General features: G+C 43.6%; 15 protein-coding genes. 9 read left to right on the top strand and 6 right to left on the bottom strand.

Features of this window, described 5'->3' with window-relative positions; all coding sequences use genetic code 11:
* The first annotated feature begins 5 nt into the window (after window positions 1-5).
* A complete protein-coding gene (locus tag NX845_RS04425) occupies window positions 6-1,166 on the top strand; it encodes a BamA/TamA family outer membrane protein (protein ID WP_017095565.1) in 1,161 nt (386 codons plus the stop codon).
* A gap of 85 nt (window positions 1,167-1,251) precedes the next feature.
* Here the strand turns inward: NX845_RS04425 and NX845_RS04420 are convergent, their stop codons facing one another.
* The 3 genes from NX845_RS04420 to NX845_RS04410 all read right to left on the bottom strand — a co-directional run bounded on the left by NX845_RS04420 (window position 1,252) and on the right by NX845_RS04410 (window position 5,889).
* Window positions 1,252-1,809, bottom strand: coding sequence for a PhnA domain-containing protein (locus tag NX845_RS04420; protein WP_004730927.1), 558 nt, complete (start codon window positions 1,807-1,809; stop codon window positions 1,252-1,254).
* Between the two features lie 264 nt (window positions 1,810-2,073).
* Window positions 2,074-4,617 (bottom strand): VolA/Pla-1 family phospholipase, encoded by a 2,544-nt coding sequence (locus NX845_RS04415; protein WP_017095564.1) that lies wholly within the window; start codon window positions 4,615-4,617, stop codon window positions 2,074-2,076.
* A gap of 18 nt (window positions 4,618-4,635) precedes the next feature.
* Window positions 4,636-5,889 (bottom strand): outer membrane protein transport protein, encoded by a 1,254-nt coding sequence (locus NX845_RS04410; RefSeq protein WP_017095563.1) that lies wholly within the window; start codon window positions 5,887-5,889, stop codon window positions 4,636-4,638.
* A gap of 356 nt (window positions 5,890-6,245) precedes the next feature.
* Between NX845_RS04410 and NX845_RS04405 the strand changes: the two genes are divergently transcribed.
* On the top strand, window positions 6,246-7,328 hold the full coding sequence (locus tag NX845_RS04405) for a site-2 protease family protein (RefSeq protein ID WP_017095562.1): 1,083 nt from the start codon (window positions 6,246-6,248) through the stop codon (window positions 7,326-7,328).
* 85 nt (window positions 7,329-7,413) lie between these two features.
* Here NX845_RS04405 and NX845_RS04400 read toward each other — a convergent pair whose 3' ends face one another.
* Entirely contained in the window at window positions 7,414-8,202 is a 789-nt protein-coding gene (locus NX845_RS04400; protein WP_004730934.1) for a M48 family metallopeptidase, read from the bottom strand.
* Between the two features lie 188 nt (window positions 8,203-8,390).
* Here NX845_RS04400 and NX845_RS04395 point away from each other — a divergent pair, with 188 nt between their 5' ends.
* From NX845_RS04395 to NX845_RS04375, 5 genes are all read left to right on the top strand, one after another.
* Window positions 8,391-8,816 (top strand): hotdog fold thioesterase, encoded by a 426-nt coding sequence (locus NX845_RS04395; protein WP_004730936.1) that lies wholly within the window; start codon window positions 8,391-8,393, stop codon window positions 8,814-8,816.
* A 76-nt stretch (window positions 8,817-8,892) separates the two neighbouring features.
* Entirely contained in the window at window positions 8,893-9,126 is a 234-nt protein-coding gene (locus tag NX845_RS04390) for a DUF3389 domain-containing protein (RefSeq protein WP_004730938.1), read from the top strand.
* 154 nt (window positions 9,127-9,280) lie between these two features.
* The gene (locus tag NX845_RS04385; RefSeq protein WP_017079218.1) at window positions 9,281-10,972 is read left to right on the top strand and encodes an SgrR family transcriptional regulator; all 1,692 of its coding nucleotides are present in this window, start codon (window positions 9,281-9,283) and stop codon (window positions 10,970-10,972) included.
* A gap of 65 nt (window positions 10,973-11,037) precedes the next feature.
* A complete protein-coding gene (locus tag NX845_RS04380; protein ID WP_065681467.1) occupies window positions 11,038-11,946 on the top strand; it encodes a DMT family transporter in 909 nt (302 codons plus the stop codon).
* A gap of 21 nt (window positions 11,947-11,967) precedes the next feature.
* On the top strand, window positions 11,968-12,219 hold the full coding sequence (locus tag NX845_RS04375) for a hypothetical protein (RefSeq protein ID WP_017082269.1): 252 nt from the start codon (window positions 11,968-11,970) through the stop codon (window positions 12,217-12,219).
* An 82-nt stretch (window positions 12,220-12,301) separates the two neighbouring features.
* Here NX845_RS04375 and NX845_RS04370 read toward each other — a convergent pair whose 3' ends face one another.
* The gene (locus NX845_RS04370) at window positions 12,302-12,907 is read right to left on the bottom strand and encodes a DUF2238 domain-containing protein (RefSeq protein ID WP_004730945.1); all 606 of its coding nucleotides are present in this window, start codon (window positions 12,905-12,907) and stop codon (window positions 12,302-12,304) included.
* 202 nt (window positions 12,908-13,109) lie between these two features.
* Between NX845_RS04370 and NX845_RS04365 the strand changes: the two genes are divergently transcribed.
* The gene (locus NX845_RS04365) at window positions 13,110-13,949 is read left to right on the top strand and encodes an isopenicillin N synthase family oxygenase (RefSeq protein WP_004730947.1); all 840 of its coding nucleotides are present in this window, start codon (window positions 13,110-13,112) and stop codon (window positions 13,947-13,949) included.
* A gap of 308 nt (window positions 13,950-14,257) precedes the next feature.
* On the top strand, window positions 14,258-14,878 hold the full coding sequence (locus NX845_RS04360) for a DNA-J related domain-containing protein (RefSeq protein WP_065681468.1): 621 nt from the start codon (window positions 14,258-14,260) through the stop codon (window positions 14,876-14,878).
* Between the two features lie 172 nt (window positions 14,879-15,050).
* Here NX845_RS04360 and mrdA read toward each other — a convergent pair whose 3' ends face one another.
* A complete protein-coding gene (gene mrdA / locus NX845_RS04355) occupies window positions 15,051-16,949 on the bottom strand; it encodes a penicillin-binding protein 2 (protein WP_065681469.1) in 1,899 nt (632 codons plus the stop codon).
* Window positions 16,950-17,011: the final 62 nt, after the last annotated feature.

Genomic DNA, 17,011 nt, shown 5'->3' with positions numbered 1-17,011 from the left:
TTTATATGAATCGCTGTGGTGTGCTTGCGTTATTCTCAAGCTCCTTATTGACCCCTTTTACTTCTATGGCATCCTTTTACGACCCAGTGGACGGTCAGTTTGATATGGGGCATCACATCGCGGAAAATGCGACTGGATTCTTACCCATACCTATCTTAATTACAGAGCCTGCCGTTGGGTACGGTGGCGGTGTTGCTGGGTTGTTTCTACATGAGAGTGAAGAAGAAAAACGTGTCCGTAAAGAAGCTGCGTTAAAGGCTATTGATGGAGGGGCGCAACTCGTTCCGTCTGCGATGAGTGTCGTAGGTGCTTTGGGGACTGAGAATGATACTTGGTTTGTATTCGGTGGCCATAGACGATCTTGGGTGAATGATTCAATACGTTATATTGGTGGTGGTGGTTTTGGTGTTGCGAATCTTGATTTATATAAGCAGTTTTCTCTTGGCGGGAAAGAGTTAGACCTTAAATTTGGTACAAAAACGTCAGTCGCTGTACTGTCGCAAAAGGTCCAATTTAGAATTGGCAGCACGCCCTGGATGATTGGCGTGAAACAGTTATTAGCCAAGTCTAAAGTTGAATCTGATAATCGCTTGATTGATAAGTTAATGGAACTCACTTTAGGCACAGAGTCGGTGACATCAGGCTTAGGTATTGAAGCTGAATTTGATACAAGAGATAACTTGTTCTACCCAAAGAGCGGGTACCGGTTTTCAGCGGACTACATGGTTTTTGATGATGCTATTGGTAGTGATTCAAACTATCGTAACTTCAATGTTGAAGGCGAAGGTTACATCCCAGTGGCAGAAAAGTGGACGCTTGGGCTAGCGGGTAATTATCAAAGCTATGAGCAAGATGATGGGTTCGTTTCTCCAACAGCCAAGCCATATGTTGAATTAAGAGGTGTTTCCTCATTTCGCTATCAGGGAGATGAAATTGAGACACTTCAAGGGCAGCTAACTTACAGCATAAGCCATCGTTGGAACGTATCAGGCTTCTATGGATCAGGAAAAGCATCAGAGCGAGCTGAACAAAGTAACAAAGTGAGCGCAGGTGGAGTAGGCTTTCGTTATCAAATTGCTCGTAGGTATGGTTTACATATCGGGATGGATTACGCACAAAGCCATGAAGAAAGTGCCGTCTACTTTAATATAGGCAGTGGATTCTGACAAAAAATTGGTTTGAATTTTCCAATCAAAAAAGGCGCTAATTATTCATTAACGCCTTTTTAGATTTTTTCAGCGAAAAGAAGAATTACTTCTTACGGCAGAACTCAGCGATTACGTACATTGATTGACCGCCGTTGGTTTTACCAGAAACAAGCTTAGGATCGTCACCAACGCTGATGCCACGGATAACAGTACCTTGCTTAATCACTTGGTTAGTACCTTTGATTGGCAGGTCTTTGATTACTGTTACGTCGTCACCTTTTTTAAGTTCAACGCCGTTCACATCAAGAGGCTTGTCATCAGCAGACATGCCGATTTGTGCCCAAACTGATGTTTCTTCTTCAAGGTACATCATGTCTAGCGCGTCTTGAGCCCAGCTTTCAGAGTTCAGACGAGTAAGTTGACGCCATGCCATTACTTGAACTGGCGCTTCTTGGCTCCACATGCTGTCGCTTAGGCAACGCCAGTGGTTGATATCTTTTGGATCGTCAATCTCACCAAGGCATTTGTCACATACCATGATGCCGTGATCCACTGTTACGTGGCTGTGTGGCGGTACTGCGTATGCAGTAAGAGAAGAATCAGAACCACATAGTTCACATTTAGATTGGCAGCGTTCTAGCATCGTAGCTTCAGAAGACATAATGGACTCACATTTATTAGGTATTAAATTACGGGGCTATTATCCACTTTATTTACAATAAAGAAAGAGGTCGTACGGTATTCTGTCTTGATTAATTTTAGCTGAGATCAACCATTTGTGTTTTAAGGTTCTATGCAAACGGTTAACTAGGGACGATGGGGTGTCGATAGATACAAAAATGCCAGCGGTTAGGCTGGCATGAATAAGTTATAACTTGGCTTAATGACCTGGGCTATTTGCCTTTTAATCATTAGTTACTTGTTGCTAATCAATCGTTGCATCAAGCAGTACAGGGTTAACGACTAAGCTACCCGTCGCATTACCTTGGGTGAGATTGAATTGCACAATTTGTGACACCATTTCTTCATGCGCGGCACTGTCGTCTTCTGTAGGTAGGTGAGATTTTTGTGGTGCAATCGCAGTACTATGCTCAGCAAATGAAGTGCGAGCAAAGTAAGACGCCAATAATTGGCCTGTAGAATGATTAACACTGTTCTTTAACTCAAGTTTGCTAAACAGAGCTTGTGTGCCAGCTGTAGGCAGTTGAGTCGTATTAGGTATTGTCTCATCACCTTCTGCTTGTATGCCAAGTACCGGGCCAGACATAAGTGTCGCTATGTTAATCGGGTCAACATTGTCTAACACGGTTTGCGCCGCATAAGTGAATGACGTGAGCGTTGCATCAACAACGGCTTTTGTTTGTTTTTGTTCATTACTTGCGTTCGAGTCACTGAGCGTTGCATAGAAATCATCAAAGCAATCACCACCGTCAATTGCCGGCGTTTTGTTATAACAATTGACGGCATAATAGTCTTGATATGCGGTGACTTGAGTACCTATTACCGTATGCTTTATTGTTCCGGAAAATGAGCCAGATTCAAGTAAGAATGGACCGATACCACCGCCTGGATTCGCTAACGTTGTCGCTTTATAAGCAAGTTCGTCATCAACCGTAATGCCGAATTTCGCATCAATCTTGGTGTTGGCTACTGCTGAAGAACTAATGCCGGTAATGCCACCAATAGAGTGCCCCATCAAAGATACGTTGCTCGTATCTAAAGAGCTAAATGGTGCACCAGTACCGTTATTGAGCGCAAGTCTCAAACCAATGCCATCAATCGCACTTTGTCTAATATTGTCACGGGCAACCGGTAAGTACTCAAGGTTCATGTACACAGTCGGTGTGTTTGGCGTAGTCACGACTTCTCCATTTTGTCCAAGACCTCGCTGACCATGCAGCGGTTGATCAATCGCAACAATGGCGTAAGGTTGCTGGCCGGTTTGGATTGCGCCCGCAATATGCTGCAACGCGAAAGCGTAACTGGTCTCTTTTAAACTGGTAATACCGTGCTGGTATTGAAGTACTGGCAGGCTGTTACCTACAGGGCCACCAGAAGGGATAAACATAATGACATCAACGCTTTCAACAGAGCGAATCTGTGGAACGGCACTGTATTTGGTTAAGATTCGTTCTGGGTCCAGTTGAGAGCCGTCCGCTAAGGTCAGCTCCGTACCAACTAGGTTCTTTTGGTAATTTGGATCGAGTAGTTGAGTCGCTGGGTCAGTGATACCCAGTACAAATAGTTGCCTTGCTATTTCACCTTTGTCTGCGTCCGAACCAGACGTTAGAACTTTGAGGATCTTGAGGACACTCGGCATGCTACTGCGCCAAGGCTGAGTTTTCCAACCACTGTTCGCTGTGTCATTAGATAGGAAATACGGTAATTTAACTTTAGCACGGTAGACCGTGATTTCGCTGCCCGTTAACTTTAGATCAGCATAATTGGTGGTGAGGGCATTAATGCCATCTGTTCCCAGTACCGCTTTTGCGTATGGATCGACACTTAGTGCGGTATCAAATGCCATGGTATTTGGAATTTGGCTCGCAGTATCAATTTCTATCTCGTAAAGGCTATTGAGTATATCTGCATCAATATTGTTCGGGTTGGCGCTGCCTTGCCAAATCTGAGATTGGGTTGACTCATACCCTAGTGCTAACGCGTTTTTGGTATTTTGCATTACGTTACCTGCCGACGCAGTAGTAAACCAAGATGAGTAGATAATTTCATCTGAGCTTGATACAGAACCATAGCCAGCGAATAACGCTTCAACTTGATGGATGATTTTTTGTGGTAAATCGAGCGAGCCTGCTTGGTCTATATCTGTCGTTTTTAAAGACGCGTAGGAGCTTGATGTTCCTAGTGGTTCATCTGCACTATCAACAATTGAGTCAGTTAATGCATAGATATAGTCAGAGCTAGGGTCTAAACCTTTAAGAGGTAAAACTTGTATGGTCTTAAAATCGCTAGATGCCACTAAGTAGTCAACTCCAGCAGTTAGCGCAGTAAAGTTAGACATGATACCGGTACTCAGATCAACGTCTACTTTTGCTACTTTTACGCCAGCATTTAAGTGCGCGCTAAACGGTGTCGTCCCGTTCATCACGACATCGTTTTTCAGCGTTCTATCACTTGGAAGATTCACATTAATAGTGAACGGCATGATAGTACTCCAACCATCAGCTTCCCCCATCGCTACTTTTGGATCATTCAACAATCCCGTTGAATTTGTATCTAACGGGATGTTTAAAGTGTGATCGTTGGTATCGAACAAGAAAAACGAAGGAAGAGGGACATCCGCTTCATTACCTAAAAGCGTAAAGCTAATTTTTGAGCTTCTAGCTAATGATTGGTTGATTGCGTCGGAATACGGTGCTGCAGTTGAATCACCAGAGCTTTCACTGTTGTCCCCACAGCCAGTAAGAAGTAATGCTGAGCATACGAGAGATAAAGAAAATTTGTTATTCATGTAATTATTCCCGTACGGTTAGTTGAACGTGTAGTTAAGTTGGATCGCTGAAAGGTAAGCAACGCCTTCAGCATCAAATGTAAGCTTTTGTCTTGCTGCATCGGTTTCGGTAAACGAGCCGCTTTCGCTTTGTACTAATGCAAATGCTGCATCGACAGTCATGTTTTCAGAAACGGCATAAGTTAAACCGGCTGAATACCACATACGGTCGCTATCGGGGATGCTTAAGGTCGCTTCACCAGCTTGTTCGTCATATGCCAAACCTGCACGTAGAGTCCAGCTTTGGTTAACCATGTAAGTAGCACCTACAGACCATCTTTGGTTGTCTTCGTAATGCTCGGTTTTTAAGAAACACTCATTATTTTTACAATCTGAACTCGTTGCTTTTAATTCTTTGAACTTACTCCATTTGGTTAATTGCCAACCATAGTGTATTGCCCAAGCATCGCTAAGTTGATGAAAAGCCGATAGTTCAAAGATATCGGGTAGTTCAATTTCTAAACGTCCGGTAGTCTTACCTGGAGCGCCACTTTCCATTTTTAAGCCGGTGTAATCAGTGAACTCTCCGTCATCAAAATCAAGTTCGACAGATGAGCGATAGCCAAAACCAAAACGGTTATTTTCATTCAGTTCATACAGCGCACCGACATTCCAGCCAAAAGCGAACGTTTCACCTGTCATTGATATCAGTTTGTCACTTGGCGATCCGCCAACAGGCAGACTTCCTTTGTGTCTATTTAATTCAGCTTCCGCATATACCAGATTGATACCAGCACCGAGGCTCAAGCTTTCATTTACTCTGTAAGCAATGTTTGGATTTAGGTTTACGGACACCAAAGATGTGTCACCGGCTAAATCACCTGCATAAATATCGTCGGGATAATCAGTAGCAACGCCATATGTAGTGAACATGCCAATCCCCCAAGCCCACTTTTCATTGATTGGACTGATGTAGTAAGCGGCTGGGACTACTTGCAAGGGGGCTACGTCAGAAGACTTCTGATTGAAATCGCTATCATTAATTTTGGTTTGAGTGACGTTAACCTCTGGATCAACGATAGAAACCGCGCCTGAAAATTGGGCTGTATCAAATAGGGTCATTGCGGCGGGGTTTCTCGCTAGTACACTCGCGTTATCAGCTACAGCACCTTCACCTGAAAATGCGCGACCAAGACCTGAGGCAGAGTGCTCAGCAACTTGGAAACCAGCCGCAAGTGAATTACATGCAAATAGCACAGAAAGTGAAACGAGAGAGCGTTGTATTGTTTTCATCCTTGACCCTCCTAGGGCATCAAATCTCATTCTTATTGTTGAAAACACACTGAGCGTTGTTGGTGTTTAAGCTCTAATGTAAATGGCATGTTAAATTCATGTTTAATATAAAGTCAAAGAATGAGTTATCATTTTGTGAAGTAATATTTTTAAGGGGCGGCACTCTAACACTAATAATATAACTACAATCAATGATTTATGGGTGGTTGGAGGTGTGACCAGAATGTTTATGTCAGGTACTGGTATAAATAGTGTTCAACTGCTCAATATGTAACAACTTTGTTTATGTTTACCGTTAATCGCTAAATCGGCATAATATCGATTCATATTGATAGTCATTAAATTGGAATTAAAGTTTGGAATTACTCGCGATAGAGTTTCTTGGAAAACCACTTCGTTTAGAGGGGTCAATGGCAGGGTGGCAACAGTTGTATTGGGACAATACTTTGGTGTCCCAATTAGACGCAACCACAGATCAAGATGATGCTCGAACCCATGCATTTACTCTGCGCGCAGGTGAAGAAACGTTGCAGTGTAACGTTGAGGCGGCCGTTCAGTGGCAACCGTTTGAGATGACCTATAAAGCGACCGTGAATGGCCAAACCGTTACCGAAGGCAATCGAAACACCAAAGATATTGAGCAACAAACCCCGGTTGTCGCACCAAAACCAGAGAAGCGTTTTAGCTTAATCGGGTTAGTTTCGCTGGGAATGAAAGCCCTCAAGAGTGCCAAGTTAATCAAGGTGGTACTTGCCTCTGCGAGTTTAGCCGCTTATTCGTGGCTATTTTCAATTCAGTTCGCTTTAGCCTTGATCGCTTGTTTAATGTTCCATGAATATGGCCACATCAGAGCAATGAAATACTTTGGAATGAAGACCAAGGGCATCTATTTAATACCGTTCCTTGGTGGCTTGGCGTTATCCGACGAAAAGATCAATACGCGCTGGCAAGATGTGGTTATCTCGATCATGGGACCATTGTTTGGCTTGATATTGTCGTTGATATTTATGGTGTTGTACTGGGCGACTGGCGAAATGTTCTTCGCGGGGCTTGCGGTATTTAACGCGTTATTAAACCTGTTTAATCTATTACCGATTTTGCCTCTCGATGGCGGGCATGTACTAAAAAGTATCAGTTTTTCGATGAACAGTGTGCTTGGTATTGTCCTGTGTGTTGCAGCCGCTATTGCTGGCGTGGTACTGAGTTATCAGTTGAATTTGACCCTGTTTGGCTTCTTATTGATCATGGGCAGTGTGGAAATACTATTCGAATGGAAAGGGCGTCACCACAGTCACTTGTTGCCATTAGACAAATACGGTCAAGTCGTGTCGTTTGTTTGGTATGTGGGTCTAGTGAGCAGTTTGATCGGTGTTATCTGGTATTTTGCATCTACTGGTGATCAGCTATTAAGCCTACCATTGCAAATTCTTGGTACTTAACAAGAATCAAAAACAAAAAAATGCCCTAAACAATATGGATAGGGCATTTTTGTATTCGAAGTTTAGCGTCTAAACAAATGTTAGATTACGCTTTGCAATTTGGTCTTGGTGAACCCGATTGAGGTAACGTCTTTATCGTCGCCTGTAGATCTTTGATACGTGTACTGTGGGAAGGGTGCGTAGACAGTAATTCTGGCGGTTGGCTACCACCTGATGCTTTCGCCATGTTTTGCCACAAGTCGACGCTCTGTTTAGGATCGAACCCTGCCTGAGCCATATATTCTAAACCAACAACATCGGCTTCTGATTCCTGAGTTCGGCCATACGGTAGAATAACCCCGTATTGAACACCTAAACCTAGGGCAGCCATTGTCATTCCTTGGTACTGTTTGTATTCTGATGCACCTAACGCGACACTAGTAATAGATAAGCCAGTATTAGCGATTTGAGACTGAGATAGACGCTCATTACTGTGGTCAGCGAGTACGTGAGCCACTTCGTGTCCGATAACCGTTGCGAGTTGGTCTTGATTGACCGCTACCTTAAGTAACCCTGTGTATACGCCAATTTTGCCACCCGGCAAAGCAAAGGCATTCACTTGGTCGCTATCAAAAACAACAACTTCCCATTCACTAAAGCCTTGTTTTGGAATATGTTGAGTAATGCTATTTGCAACGCACTGTACATAAGCGTTCGTTTTCGCGTCTTTACTTATTGGCTGCTCTTTCTTCATTTGTTCAAAAGATTGTGCCCCAAGTTGAGACATGTCTTGATCAGAAAAAAGCAGTAATTGGTTTCTTCCTGTCGGGGAAGCGCTACATGCGGTTAGGCCTGCAAGTGTGAGAAGCGAGGCAAACTTCATCCATGACGTCATACAATATCCTCTGTGTATTCGGTTTTTATGCATGTTAACATCAACTTGCGTAATAACTAAGAGCTGTAAGATAAGTATTGTATTTAAAAACATGGTTATCGTTAAGATCACTATTAACGATAATGAAGCTATTCACTTACTAATAAAGCTATTCACGCACTAATAAAGTCAATAATTAAGGAACCCATATGAGTATTTGGAAAAAGCCCGTTGACCTAGATACCTTCAACGCGACCTCAAAAAACACCTTAATTGAGCATCTCAACATTGTTTACACAGAAGTAAACGATAATTCCTTAGTGGCAACCATGCCGGTTTGTCATTTTACGCACCAACCACTAGGCATGCTTCATGGCGGCGCATCGGTTGTGCTAGCGGAAACGCTTGGCTCATTGGCGGCTAATTTCTGCGTACCGGAAGGCTACTATTGCGTTGGATTAGATATCAACGCGAATCACGTAAGATCAATGCGTGAAGGCCATGTTATCGGTACTGCTGAACCTATTCACCTGGGTGTCTCTACCCAAGTATGGCAAATCAATATCACTGACGAGCGTCAACGCTTAGTTTGTACGAGTCGATTAACGATTGCCGTGAAGAAACATAAGCGATAATAGAGTAGGCAGCAGTTAACTGTGTTCTATTTAGAAAATAGTAATTTGTATTTCAAAGAAGTAGCTAGAGAAACCGATGGTCATAACGTTTAAAAGTGGAAAAGTTATCGCAACCGCACATGAGCTGGTTGTTCGTTTAGATGGTGAACATAGAGTCACGCTGCAAGCGCAAGTTGATGCGATTCAATTAATTGGAAAAGGGGCAAATGTCATTTCGGCGAATGGCTCTGAGTGCAAGTGGTCAATTAAATTAGATAATGAACAACAGCTTCGTGACATCGCCAATGAAATCGGCTGCGATGTGATGTAACCGTATGCTGCAAAAGTACTTAGCCATTCTGTTTGAATAAAATCTTGGGACGTCATACCCAATAATTCGCAATAAAAACACGTCAGTAAGATTGATTTTACGTCTTAAAATAGGGAAACTGAATTCAATGTCCTTTGAATAAGTTTTCCTCTTTATGAGCAGCCCAAGACTTCGCGTTCAATTTGAAACCCTGTTTGAATACTTCGATGGTAAAGATTCTGATGTTCAGCTCGATGACATAACAGATGTACTCTGTTGTACGCGTCGTAATGCAAGAATGGTACTCAACAAACTTGAAGAACAAGGCTGGGTAGAATGGCTACCGGCAGCTGGCCGAGGTAAGTTATCTCAACTTATCTTTAAGCAGAATCGTTGCGATGTCAGTGAAAACTTAGCGAGGCGGTACTTACAGGAAGGTAAAATTGGTCAGGCGCTGTCAGTGCTTGACCACAATGCTGCCAAGCTTACTCAGGTTATTCAAAACTATTTGGGTGTGCAATATCAAGAAGGTGAGCAGGTCATTCGTTTGCCTTATTACCGACCGCTCTCAATGCTTAACCCTACAAAATCGATGCGACGTTCAGAGCAGCATATTGCCTGCCAAGTCTTCAGTGGGTTAACGCGACTGGATGAAAATGATCAGTTACAACCCGATCTTGCTCATTCATGGCAAAAAATCAGTGACTATCAATGGCGATTCTTCTTAAGGCCGGGTGTCCGTTTTCATAACGGGGAGCCTCTATTAACGAACCATGTTGTCGACACGCTTCTTGCGCTCGAACCACTCAATTTGTTCTCGCATATTAAAGATGTCTCTTCACCCGCAAATTGCGTGGTCGATGTCTTCTTAACGCGCCCAGATAAGTATTTCCCACTCGCGCTCACGGAGTCGGTCGCTAAGGTCACTTTACCGATGATTTTACGTGGCGAAGACTACGATATTCGACCAATTGGTACGGGGCCGTATCGCATTGAGAAGAACGATGAGAAGCAACTCGTACTAACGGCTTTCAACGGATACTTTGGTTTCAGGCCGTTGATTGATCGCGTTGAGGTTTGGGTGGTTGATGAAGCGTATTCCTCTATGGTTTACCCAAGCCTTTCGAAACCGGTGATGGCCGACCGTGGTGATAGTGATGAAGTAGAGCTTGATCCCGGTTGTACGTATTTACTGTTGAATAGAAAGAAGGGCATCGCACAAGATCCCGCATGGGCGGAGTTTTTGTCTAACGCATTGAATGCAGCGGATCTGTTTGTTCATATCCCAAAAGAGACCGTCATCGATTTGGGCGTTCTGCACGCATATGGGATAAAACCTGGTTGGTATGACATAAAGTTAAACACGCCAGTTTGTCCACCAGCAAATGCGAAACCTACCATTAGATTGGCGTACCAATGCCAACACCCGATGTTCCCAACACTTGCCAAAGCGATTGTCACCGTGTTGAAGCAATATAATGTCGATGTTGAGCTTATCGGTTACGAAACCGATCCTCCACACGCCGATAATGTTGATATTTGGATTAATCCAATGGGTATCGCTAATAATAGAGACGATGCATTGGCCGGTTGGTTAATGGATTACAGTTTTCTTGATGAATCTAGCCCAGCTGAAGATTTCGACCAATGGTGTCACATGATTGATCGTTGGCGTTCAGGCGAATTCGAGCAATTCCCAGCACGACAGTTAGGTAAACAACTGGTGCAAAGCAATCAGTTAATTCCGATGTTCCACTGTTGGTTGGGCGTTAACAAAGATCAATGTGGTACGTTGCAGAACGCAAAATGTAATGCATTAGGTTGGTTCGACTTTAGTCAAGTTTGGGTGAAGCCTGACGTTGATTGAAATCCAACGTTGATTGAAACCCAAGAACACTTATTAGGACAAAACAACTCAATTAGGACAAAACGATGCAAACTGTGATGGTTACATTTATTACGCTGGTGGCCTTTGCTGCTAATTCAGTATTGTGTCGCTGGGCTTTAATGGATCAAACGATTGATCCTTTGAGCTTTTCTATCGTACGCATCTTGTCTGGTGCGCTTACACTTCTGATTTTATTCACTTTATCTTCCCAATCAAAATCTAAGCAAGAGCTAGCAAGCAACAGCACATCGGTATATACAAAGCTAAAGTCACAGTTTCAATACACATCAATATTGTCACTGCTTGTGTATATGTTTGGCTTCTCATTCGCTTACTTAAAGCTTGGTGCAGGTCTTGGTGCGCTGGTGTTGTTTGTCGCAGTACAATTTACGATGATTGCCGCACACTTGTTCTCTGGAAACAGGATGTCATTACTTGAGTGGGGCGGATGTTTGTTATCGGTGGCAGGGCTTGTTTACTTGTTAATGCCAACTGAATCGACACAGGCACCAGACTTAGTTTCTATCATCTTGATGTCTCTGGCCGGAGTTGGGTGGGGTATTTACACATTGGCAGGAAAGAAATCTTTAAACGCACTGCAATCGACGACCGCTAACTTTGGATTTAGCTCGCTAGTTATCCTTGTAGGTTTAAGCCTTCTAGTTGTAATACCTAATGCAATGCCTCAAGTCTCTATCACTGAGCAAGGTTTGATTTACGCGGTTATATCGGGCTCGGTGGCTTCTGGTGTGGGTTATAGTTTGTGGTATTACGTGGTGAAAAAGCTGAATACAGTGGTCGCATCCATTGCACAGCTTTCTGTGCCGGTTATCGCGACACTCGGTGGCGTCTTGTTACTCTCCGAGCCGGTCACCATGCAATTCATTATCTCATCGACCGTTATTTTACTCGGGATAAGCTTGGTTCTTGTCGCACCTAAACTTAAGAAATAAAGAGTTCAATCATTAACTTCTATGGCTAAACCAAACAAGAAACAACCGACCAAAACGGTTCAGATTTTCTGTGCGAAATGCAAAACGCAACTTTTTAAGTATCGGAAAGGTGGCAAAGGTGCACTAGTGAAGTGTTTTAAGGAACGTATTGTTGAAGATTTCACTAAAGAGCCATGTGTGTGCCCTGAATGTGGGATTGAATTCGCGCGAGATACCTTGGTTCGAGGTACGCCAGCCTACAAGTTTGTTGGTGGCAAGGTAACGATGAAATAACCCGTCACGGTGAAACAAAAAATGCCACAGCACAGTTTGTGTTTGGCATTTCAACGTTACTTTTGATACTCAGAATAAAGCTTTAAGCTCTAACTCGCCCTTGAAGTTTCAGAAGTAATAGCGAGACAATAGCACCCGTTGTATCACACAGCATGTCTTTCTGCGCATCCCAAATATCACCTTGTGAGCCAAGGAACGCGATACCTTCATCACCACCTGCAATCTCCGCGTACCACCACTCAATAATCTCATAACCTGCTGCAACACTCATGATCGCAAATAAGGCAAAGAAACATGCCAGTACCGGTTGAGCCAGTTTCTTACGAATCAAATACTCAGCGAGTGGGTAGGCGTAAAGGCCAATAGAGAAATGCGCGACACGGTCAAAATTATTACGTTCAGAGCCAATCATGTTGTTAAACCATTCAAACGGCACTTCTGCAAAGGTATATTTCGCGCCTATCGTATGTAGTATCAGCCAGATAAACATCAAAACGTAGGCTGTCTTAGTGAAGGTCAGCTTTGTTGATAACCACCAGATACCCACCAATATCGCTAGAGCCGGGACAATTTCGGCAATCCATACTGCTCTTGAAGAGGGAGCAAATGCTGAAAATAGAAACACAATCAGATAAAGCGTCGTTAATGAAAGCAATGGTCGATTTTGAGCAAGTGGCGTAATTGTCATATCGAGATCTCTCGTCGAAGTTTTTAATAGTGTTACATAATATTGAACAGTGTTCAATTGAGCTGTAATCACCATATTTGTTGAAAACTGGCGTTATCGCCCAGTATCTAGACAAACGGTTGCGAGAGTTTCACAAAAGTTTGATTTACAACAAAGCGAACCTTAAAATCGCTTCATCACTACATAACAAGAAAGAAAAGTCATGAAACTGGAAACTGTCGATTACCTTGCTGACGACGCAGCAGAACAATTTGTTCGCTCTCTACGTGAAACTGGTTTTGGTGTTCTTAAGAACCACCCAATCCCGAAAGAGCTTGTTGAGTCTATTTACGAAAACTGGTACCAATTCTTCATCTCTGAAGAAAAAGAGAACTTCCACTTTAATGTTGAAACACAAGATGGATATTTTCCACCATCAGTGTCTGAAGTTGCTAAGGGCCACACTGTAAAAGACATCAAAGAGTACTTTCACGTATACCCTTGGGGCCAAATTCCTGAGCAGCTAAAAGAACAGATTCTAGATTACTACCAACGTGCGAATGCTTTTGCTCAAGAGCTTCTAGGATGGGTTGAAGCTCATGCTCCTAAAGAAGTACAAGAGAAGTTCTCTATCGCGTTGTCTGAAATGATCAACGGCAGTGAGCAGACTCTGCTTCGTGTTCTTCACTACCCACCAATGCAAGGTGACGAAGAGCCAGGCGCTATCCGTGCAGCAGCACACGAAGACATCAACTTACTGACTGTTCTTCCTGCAGCAAACGAGCCGGGCCTTCAAGTTAAAGCTCAAAACGACGAGTGGTTAGATGTTCCATGTGACTTCGGCAACATGATCATCAACATTGGTGACATGCTTCAAGAAGCATCGGGTGGTTACTTTCCATCGACAACTCACCGTGTAATCAATCCATCAGGTGAACGCCAAGAGAAATCTCGTATCTCTTTGCCTCTATTCCTTCACCCGAAACCGGAAGTTGTGCTGTCTGAAAAGTACACAGCAAACGAGTACCTAATGGAGCGCCTAAGAGAACTTGGCGTTATCTAATTAGCGAAATCTTTCGTACTAAAATTGGTATAGATATCAAAGGTCAGCTAAATTGCTGACCTTTTTTGTATCGGTACCGCAGGCTCACTTCTGCATTGATGGCGGTTGCACTCACTTAATGACTTTCGGTTTCATGATGAAAGGGTGCCTTTGAGCCAAGCGTTTGAAAGTTGTTGGTCCATTAGCTCGACAAATCGCAGAAAATCGCTTTCAATTAAAAGAGATACGTCAATGGTTATGATGTAGGTTGCTCATTGTATCCAATACCCTAGTCATCCATTAATACAGAAAAGCTAACTGAGTCTACTATGTCGAATCATCAAGAGGTGAGATCAAACTTTCATTGCCATATGGAGAATCCATTGCTTTGGCCGATTATGGAAGTGCTTAAGCAAAAGCCAAGCGGCTGGAAAGTACACACATTGGCGGTTCACCTTAACGACCTTGGATTTGTGCCGGTGCTAGACCCAGCACCTGAGAAAGAGTTGTTTAAAAAGAACTTCCTCATCATGAATGCGCTTTATCAGCTTCAAGAAACCTTACACCCTGATGGTTGGCTACAAGTCCAAGCGATGGACATTGAATTGATGAATGGTCGGTATCACGGAAGCAGTCACAGCATCGATCATCAAGACCCACTGCGAGAATACTACATTAATTGGGTTAACTATGAAGCGGACGAGGGCGAAGTCAAAAGGCTGCTGAACGAGTTCTGGACTCGGTACAGAAAGTTTGTCGGTGGTGATGAACTCGATATGGATAGAAGCCGAGCGTTAAATTTGTTTGAGTTACCGTTGGACGCGACTCACCATGAGATTAGAAAGCGATGGCGACAATTGGCTTTGCGCTGGCATCCAGATCGGGACGAGGGAAATACGGCGAAATTCCAGACGCTCTGTGAAGCATGGAATGTATTACGAAGCTCGTAATCGAAAGTAACTCTTATTGCGCGGTTTATGACCCTTTAGATAAAGTGAAATTTAGGCCCTAATATATAAAATTGAAAAGCCCCACATTGTGAGTGACACAAGTGGGGCTTTGTCGTCATTACGCTATGTTCTGTAACTATATTAAGCGTCGTTACTACTTCATTTAATGGTGCTACGACTGGTCTTTGCTTTCACCACTTTTATGCTCAAATGCATAATCGAGTACTTTACGGATATATGGCGCGCCAACTTTTGAACCGCCGTTGCCGTGCTCAATGACCACCGTCGCGACATACTCAGGGTGCTCGTAAGGTGCGAAAGCCGTGTAAAGCGCATGGTCGAGTAAATGCTTAGCTAACTTCTTCGAGTTGTAGACCTGATCTTTCGCAAGATCAAATACTTGTGCCGTACCTGATTTTCCGCCGCTAGTGTAGTTGGTTCCCTTAAATGCGCGTCTACCGCTACCTCGACTACCGTGGTTTACCAGTCTCATTGCATTGATGGGTACATCCCATATTTTGTCAGGGACTTCAGTGATAGACGGCATAGGTTCAGGTGTAACGAGTTGTTGTGTGTCAAAGTCCTCACCATGATCCAAGATTGCTCTCAGGATATGAGGTGGCATCACCTTTCCATGATTGACCAACACTGAAGTCGCTTTTGCCAGTTGCATTGGTGTCGATGTCCAATAACCTTGGCCAATGCCAATAGGAACAGTGTCACCTTGATACCAAGGGGTACGATAGCGCATCATCTTCCATTCTCGAGTCGGCATGTTGGCGGTGCTTTCTTCATAGATATCGATACCTGTCGGTTCACCAAAACCAAAGCGATTCATCCAGCTTGAGATACGGTCAATGCCCAAGTCAAAAGCGGTTTGATAGAAGAACGAATCCACTGACTCTTCAATGGCTTGAGTAACGTCGACAGGGCCGTGACCCCAGCGTTTCCAGTCACGCCATGATTTAGAGTTGCGTTTGGAACCGGGAATTTGCCATGAGCCGTGGTCATTACGAATCGTATCCTCGGAGATGACATGTTCTTGCAGTCCCGCTACAGCCATAAATGGTTTCACGGTTGACGCCGGAGGATAAACGCCGAGAGTAGTGCGGTTTACCAACGGGTGAGCAGGATCATTCAACAAACGTTGATAGTTCTTGCTAGAAATACCGTCGACAAAGAGGTTCGGGTCGTAGCTGGGGCTTGATGCCATTGCAAGTACACTGTTGTCTTTCGGGTCAAGAACGACCGCGCTGCCTGTTCGGTGATCAAGCTGATCGAATACGTATTTTTGTAGTTCGAGGTCGATATTTAAAACGATATCTTTTCCTGCTACCGGAGCTACATACTCGATGGTGCGGACGACTCGCCCACGGCTGTTTACTTCGACTTCTTGATAACCTTTGGTACCGTGCAAAATGTCTTCGTAATAGCGTTCGACACCAAGCTTACCGATAATGGTAGTCGCTTGATAATTCGCTTCGATGCCTTTTTCTTCTAGTCTCTTAAGATCGCTATCATTGATGTGTGCGACATATCCCAAGACATGGGTAAGTACTTCTCCATTTGGATAAAATCGTTTCAAGCTGGTATCAATCGATAAGCCGGGGAATTGGTACTGGTGCACTGAGAACTTAGCAATTTCTTCTTCGCTTAGGTTCTCTAATATCGTGACAGATTTGAAACGGCGAGTGTTGTGATAACGCTTTTTGAAACGAGCAATCTGCTCAGCCTCTCGCGGGATGTATTTGTCCAACTTGGTAAGCATTGCATCGACATCATCAGTTTGCTCTGGAATCATCGTTAGATTAAAGACGAGTTCATTCTCGGCGAGCAACACACCATTGCGGTCGTAAATAAGCCCGCGAGTCGGGGGAATAGGTAATACTTTGATTCTGTTGCCATCGGCACGGGTTTGATAGCTTTTAAAATTTTCGACTTGAAGTCGGTAAAGGTTGCCGACTAAGACAAGAGTGAACAGCAAGATCCCACAAAACGCAACGGTTACACGATTTTTGAACAGATTTACTTCTTTTTTATGGTCACGCATCTTAACGCGTTTATGATTCATTGAAGCCTCAAGGGTTTGTTACATTTAGTTACACCTATCGAGTCGGAACTTTATATGAATAT

The organism is Vibrio sp. NC2 (assembly GCF_025195005.1).
Classification (GTDB): domain Bacteria; phylum Pseudomonadota; class Gammaproteobacteria; order Enterobacterales; family Vibrionaceae; genus Vibrio; species Vibrio splendidus.
This window is presented reverse-complemented; position numbering and strand designations above follow the sequence as displayed.

Bases quoted from the DNA above. Each gene is read 5' to 3' on its own strand.
- NX845_RS04425 (WP_017095565.1), top strand. From the start codon at position 6: ATGAATCGCTGTGGTGTGCTTGCGTTATTCTCAAGCTCCTTATTGACC.
- NX845_RS04420 (WP_004730927.1), bottom strand. From the start codon at position 1,809: ATGTCTTCTGAAGCTACGATGCTAGAACGCTGCCAATCTAAATGTGAA.
- NX845_RS04415 (WP_017095564.1), bottom strand. From the start codon at position 4,617: ATGAATAACAAATTTTCTTTATCTCTCGTATGCTCAGCATTACTTCTT.
- NX845_RS04410 (WP_017095563.1), bottom strand. From the start codon at position 5,889: ATGAAAACAATACAACGCTCTCTCGTTTCACTTTCTGTGCTATTTGCA.
- NX845_RS04400 (WP_004730934.1), bottom strand. From the start codon at position 8,202: ATGACGTCATGGATGAAGTTTGCCTCGCTTCTCACACTTGCAGGCCTA.
- NX845_RS04395 (WP_004730936.1), top strand. From the start codon at position 8,391: ATGAGTATTTGGAAAAAGCCCGTTGACCTAGATACCTTCAACGCGACC.
- NX845_RS04390 (WP_004730938.1), top strand. From the start codon at position 8,893: ATGGTCATAACGTTTAAAAGTGGAAAAGTTATCGCAACCGCACATGAG.
- NX845_RS04385 (WP_017079218.1), top strand. From the start codon at position 9,281: ATGAGCAGCCCAAGACTTCGCGTTCAATTTGAAACCCTGTTTGAATAC.
- NX845_RS04380 (WP_065681467.1), top strand. From the start codon at position 11,038: ATGCAAACTGTGATGGTTACATTTATTACGCTGGTGGCCTTTGCTGCT.
- NX845_RS04375 (WP_017082269.1), top strand. From the start codon at position 11,968: ATGGCTAAACCAAACAAGAAACAACCGACCAAAACGGTTCAGATTTTC.
- NX845_RS04370 (WP_004730945.1), bottom strand. From the start codon at position 12,907: ATGACAATTACGCCACTTGCTCAAAATCGACCATTGCTTTCATTAACG.
- NX845_RS04365 (WP_004730947.1), top strand. From the start codon at position 13,110: ATGAAACTGGAAACTGTCGATTACCTTGCTGACGACGCAGCAGAACAA.
- NX845_RS04360 (WP_065681468.1), top strand. From the start codon at position 14,258: ATGTCGAATCATCAAGAGGTGAGATCAAACTTTCATTGCCATATGGAG.
- mrdA (WP_065681469.1), bottom strand. From the start codon at position 16,949: ATGAATCATAAACGCGTTAAGATGCGTGACCATAAAAAAGAAGTAAAT.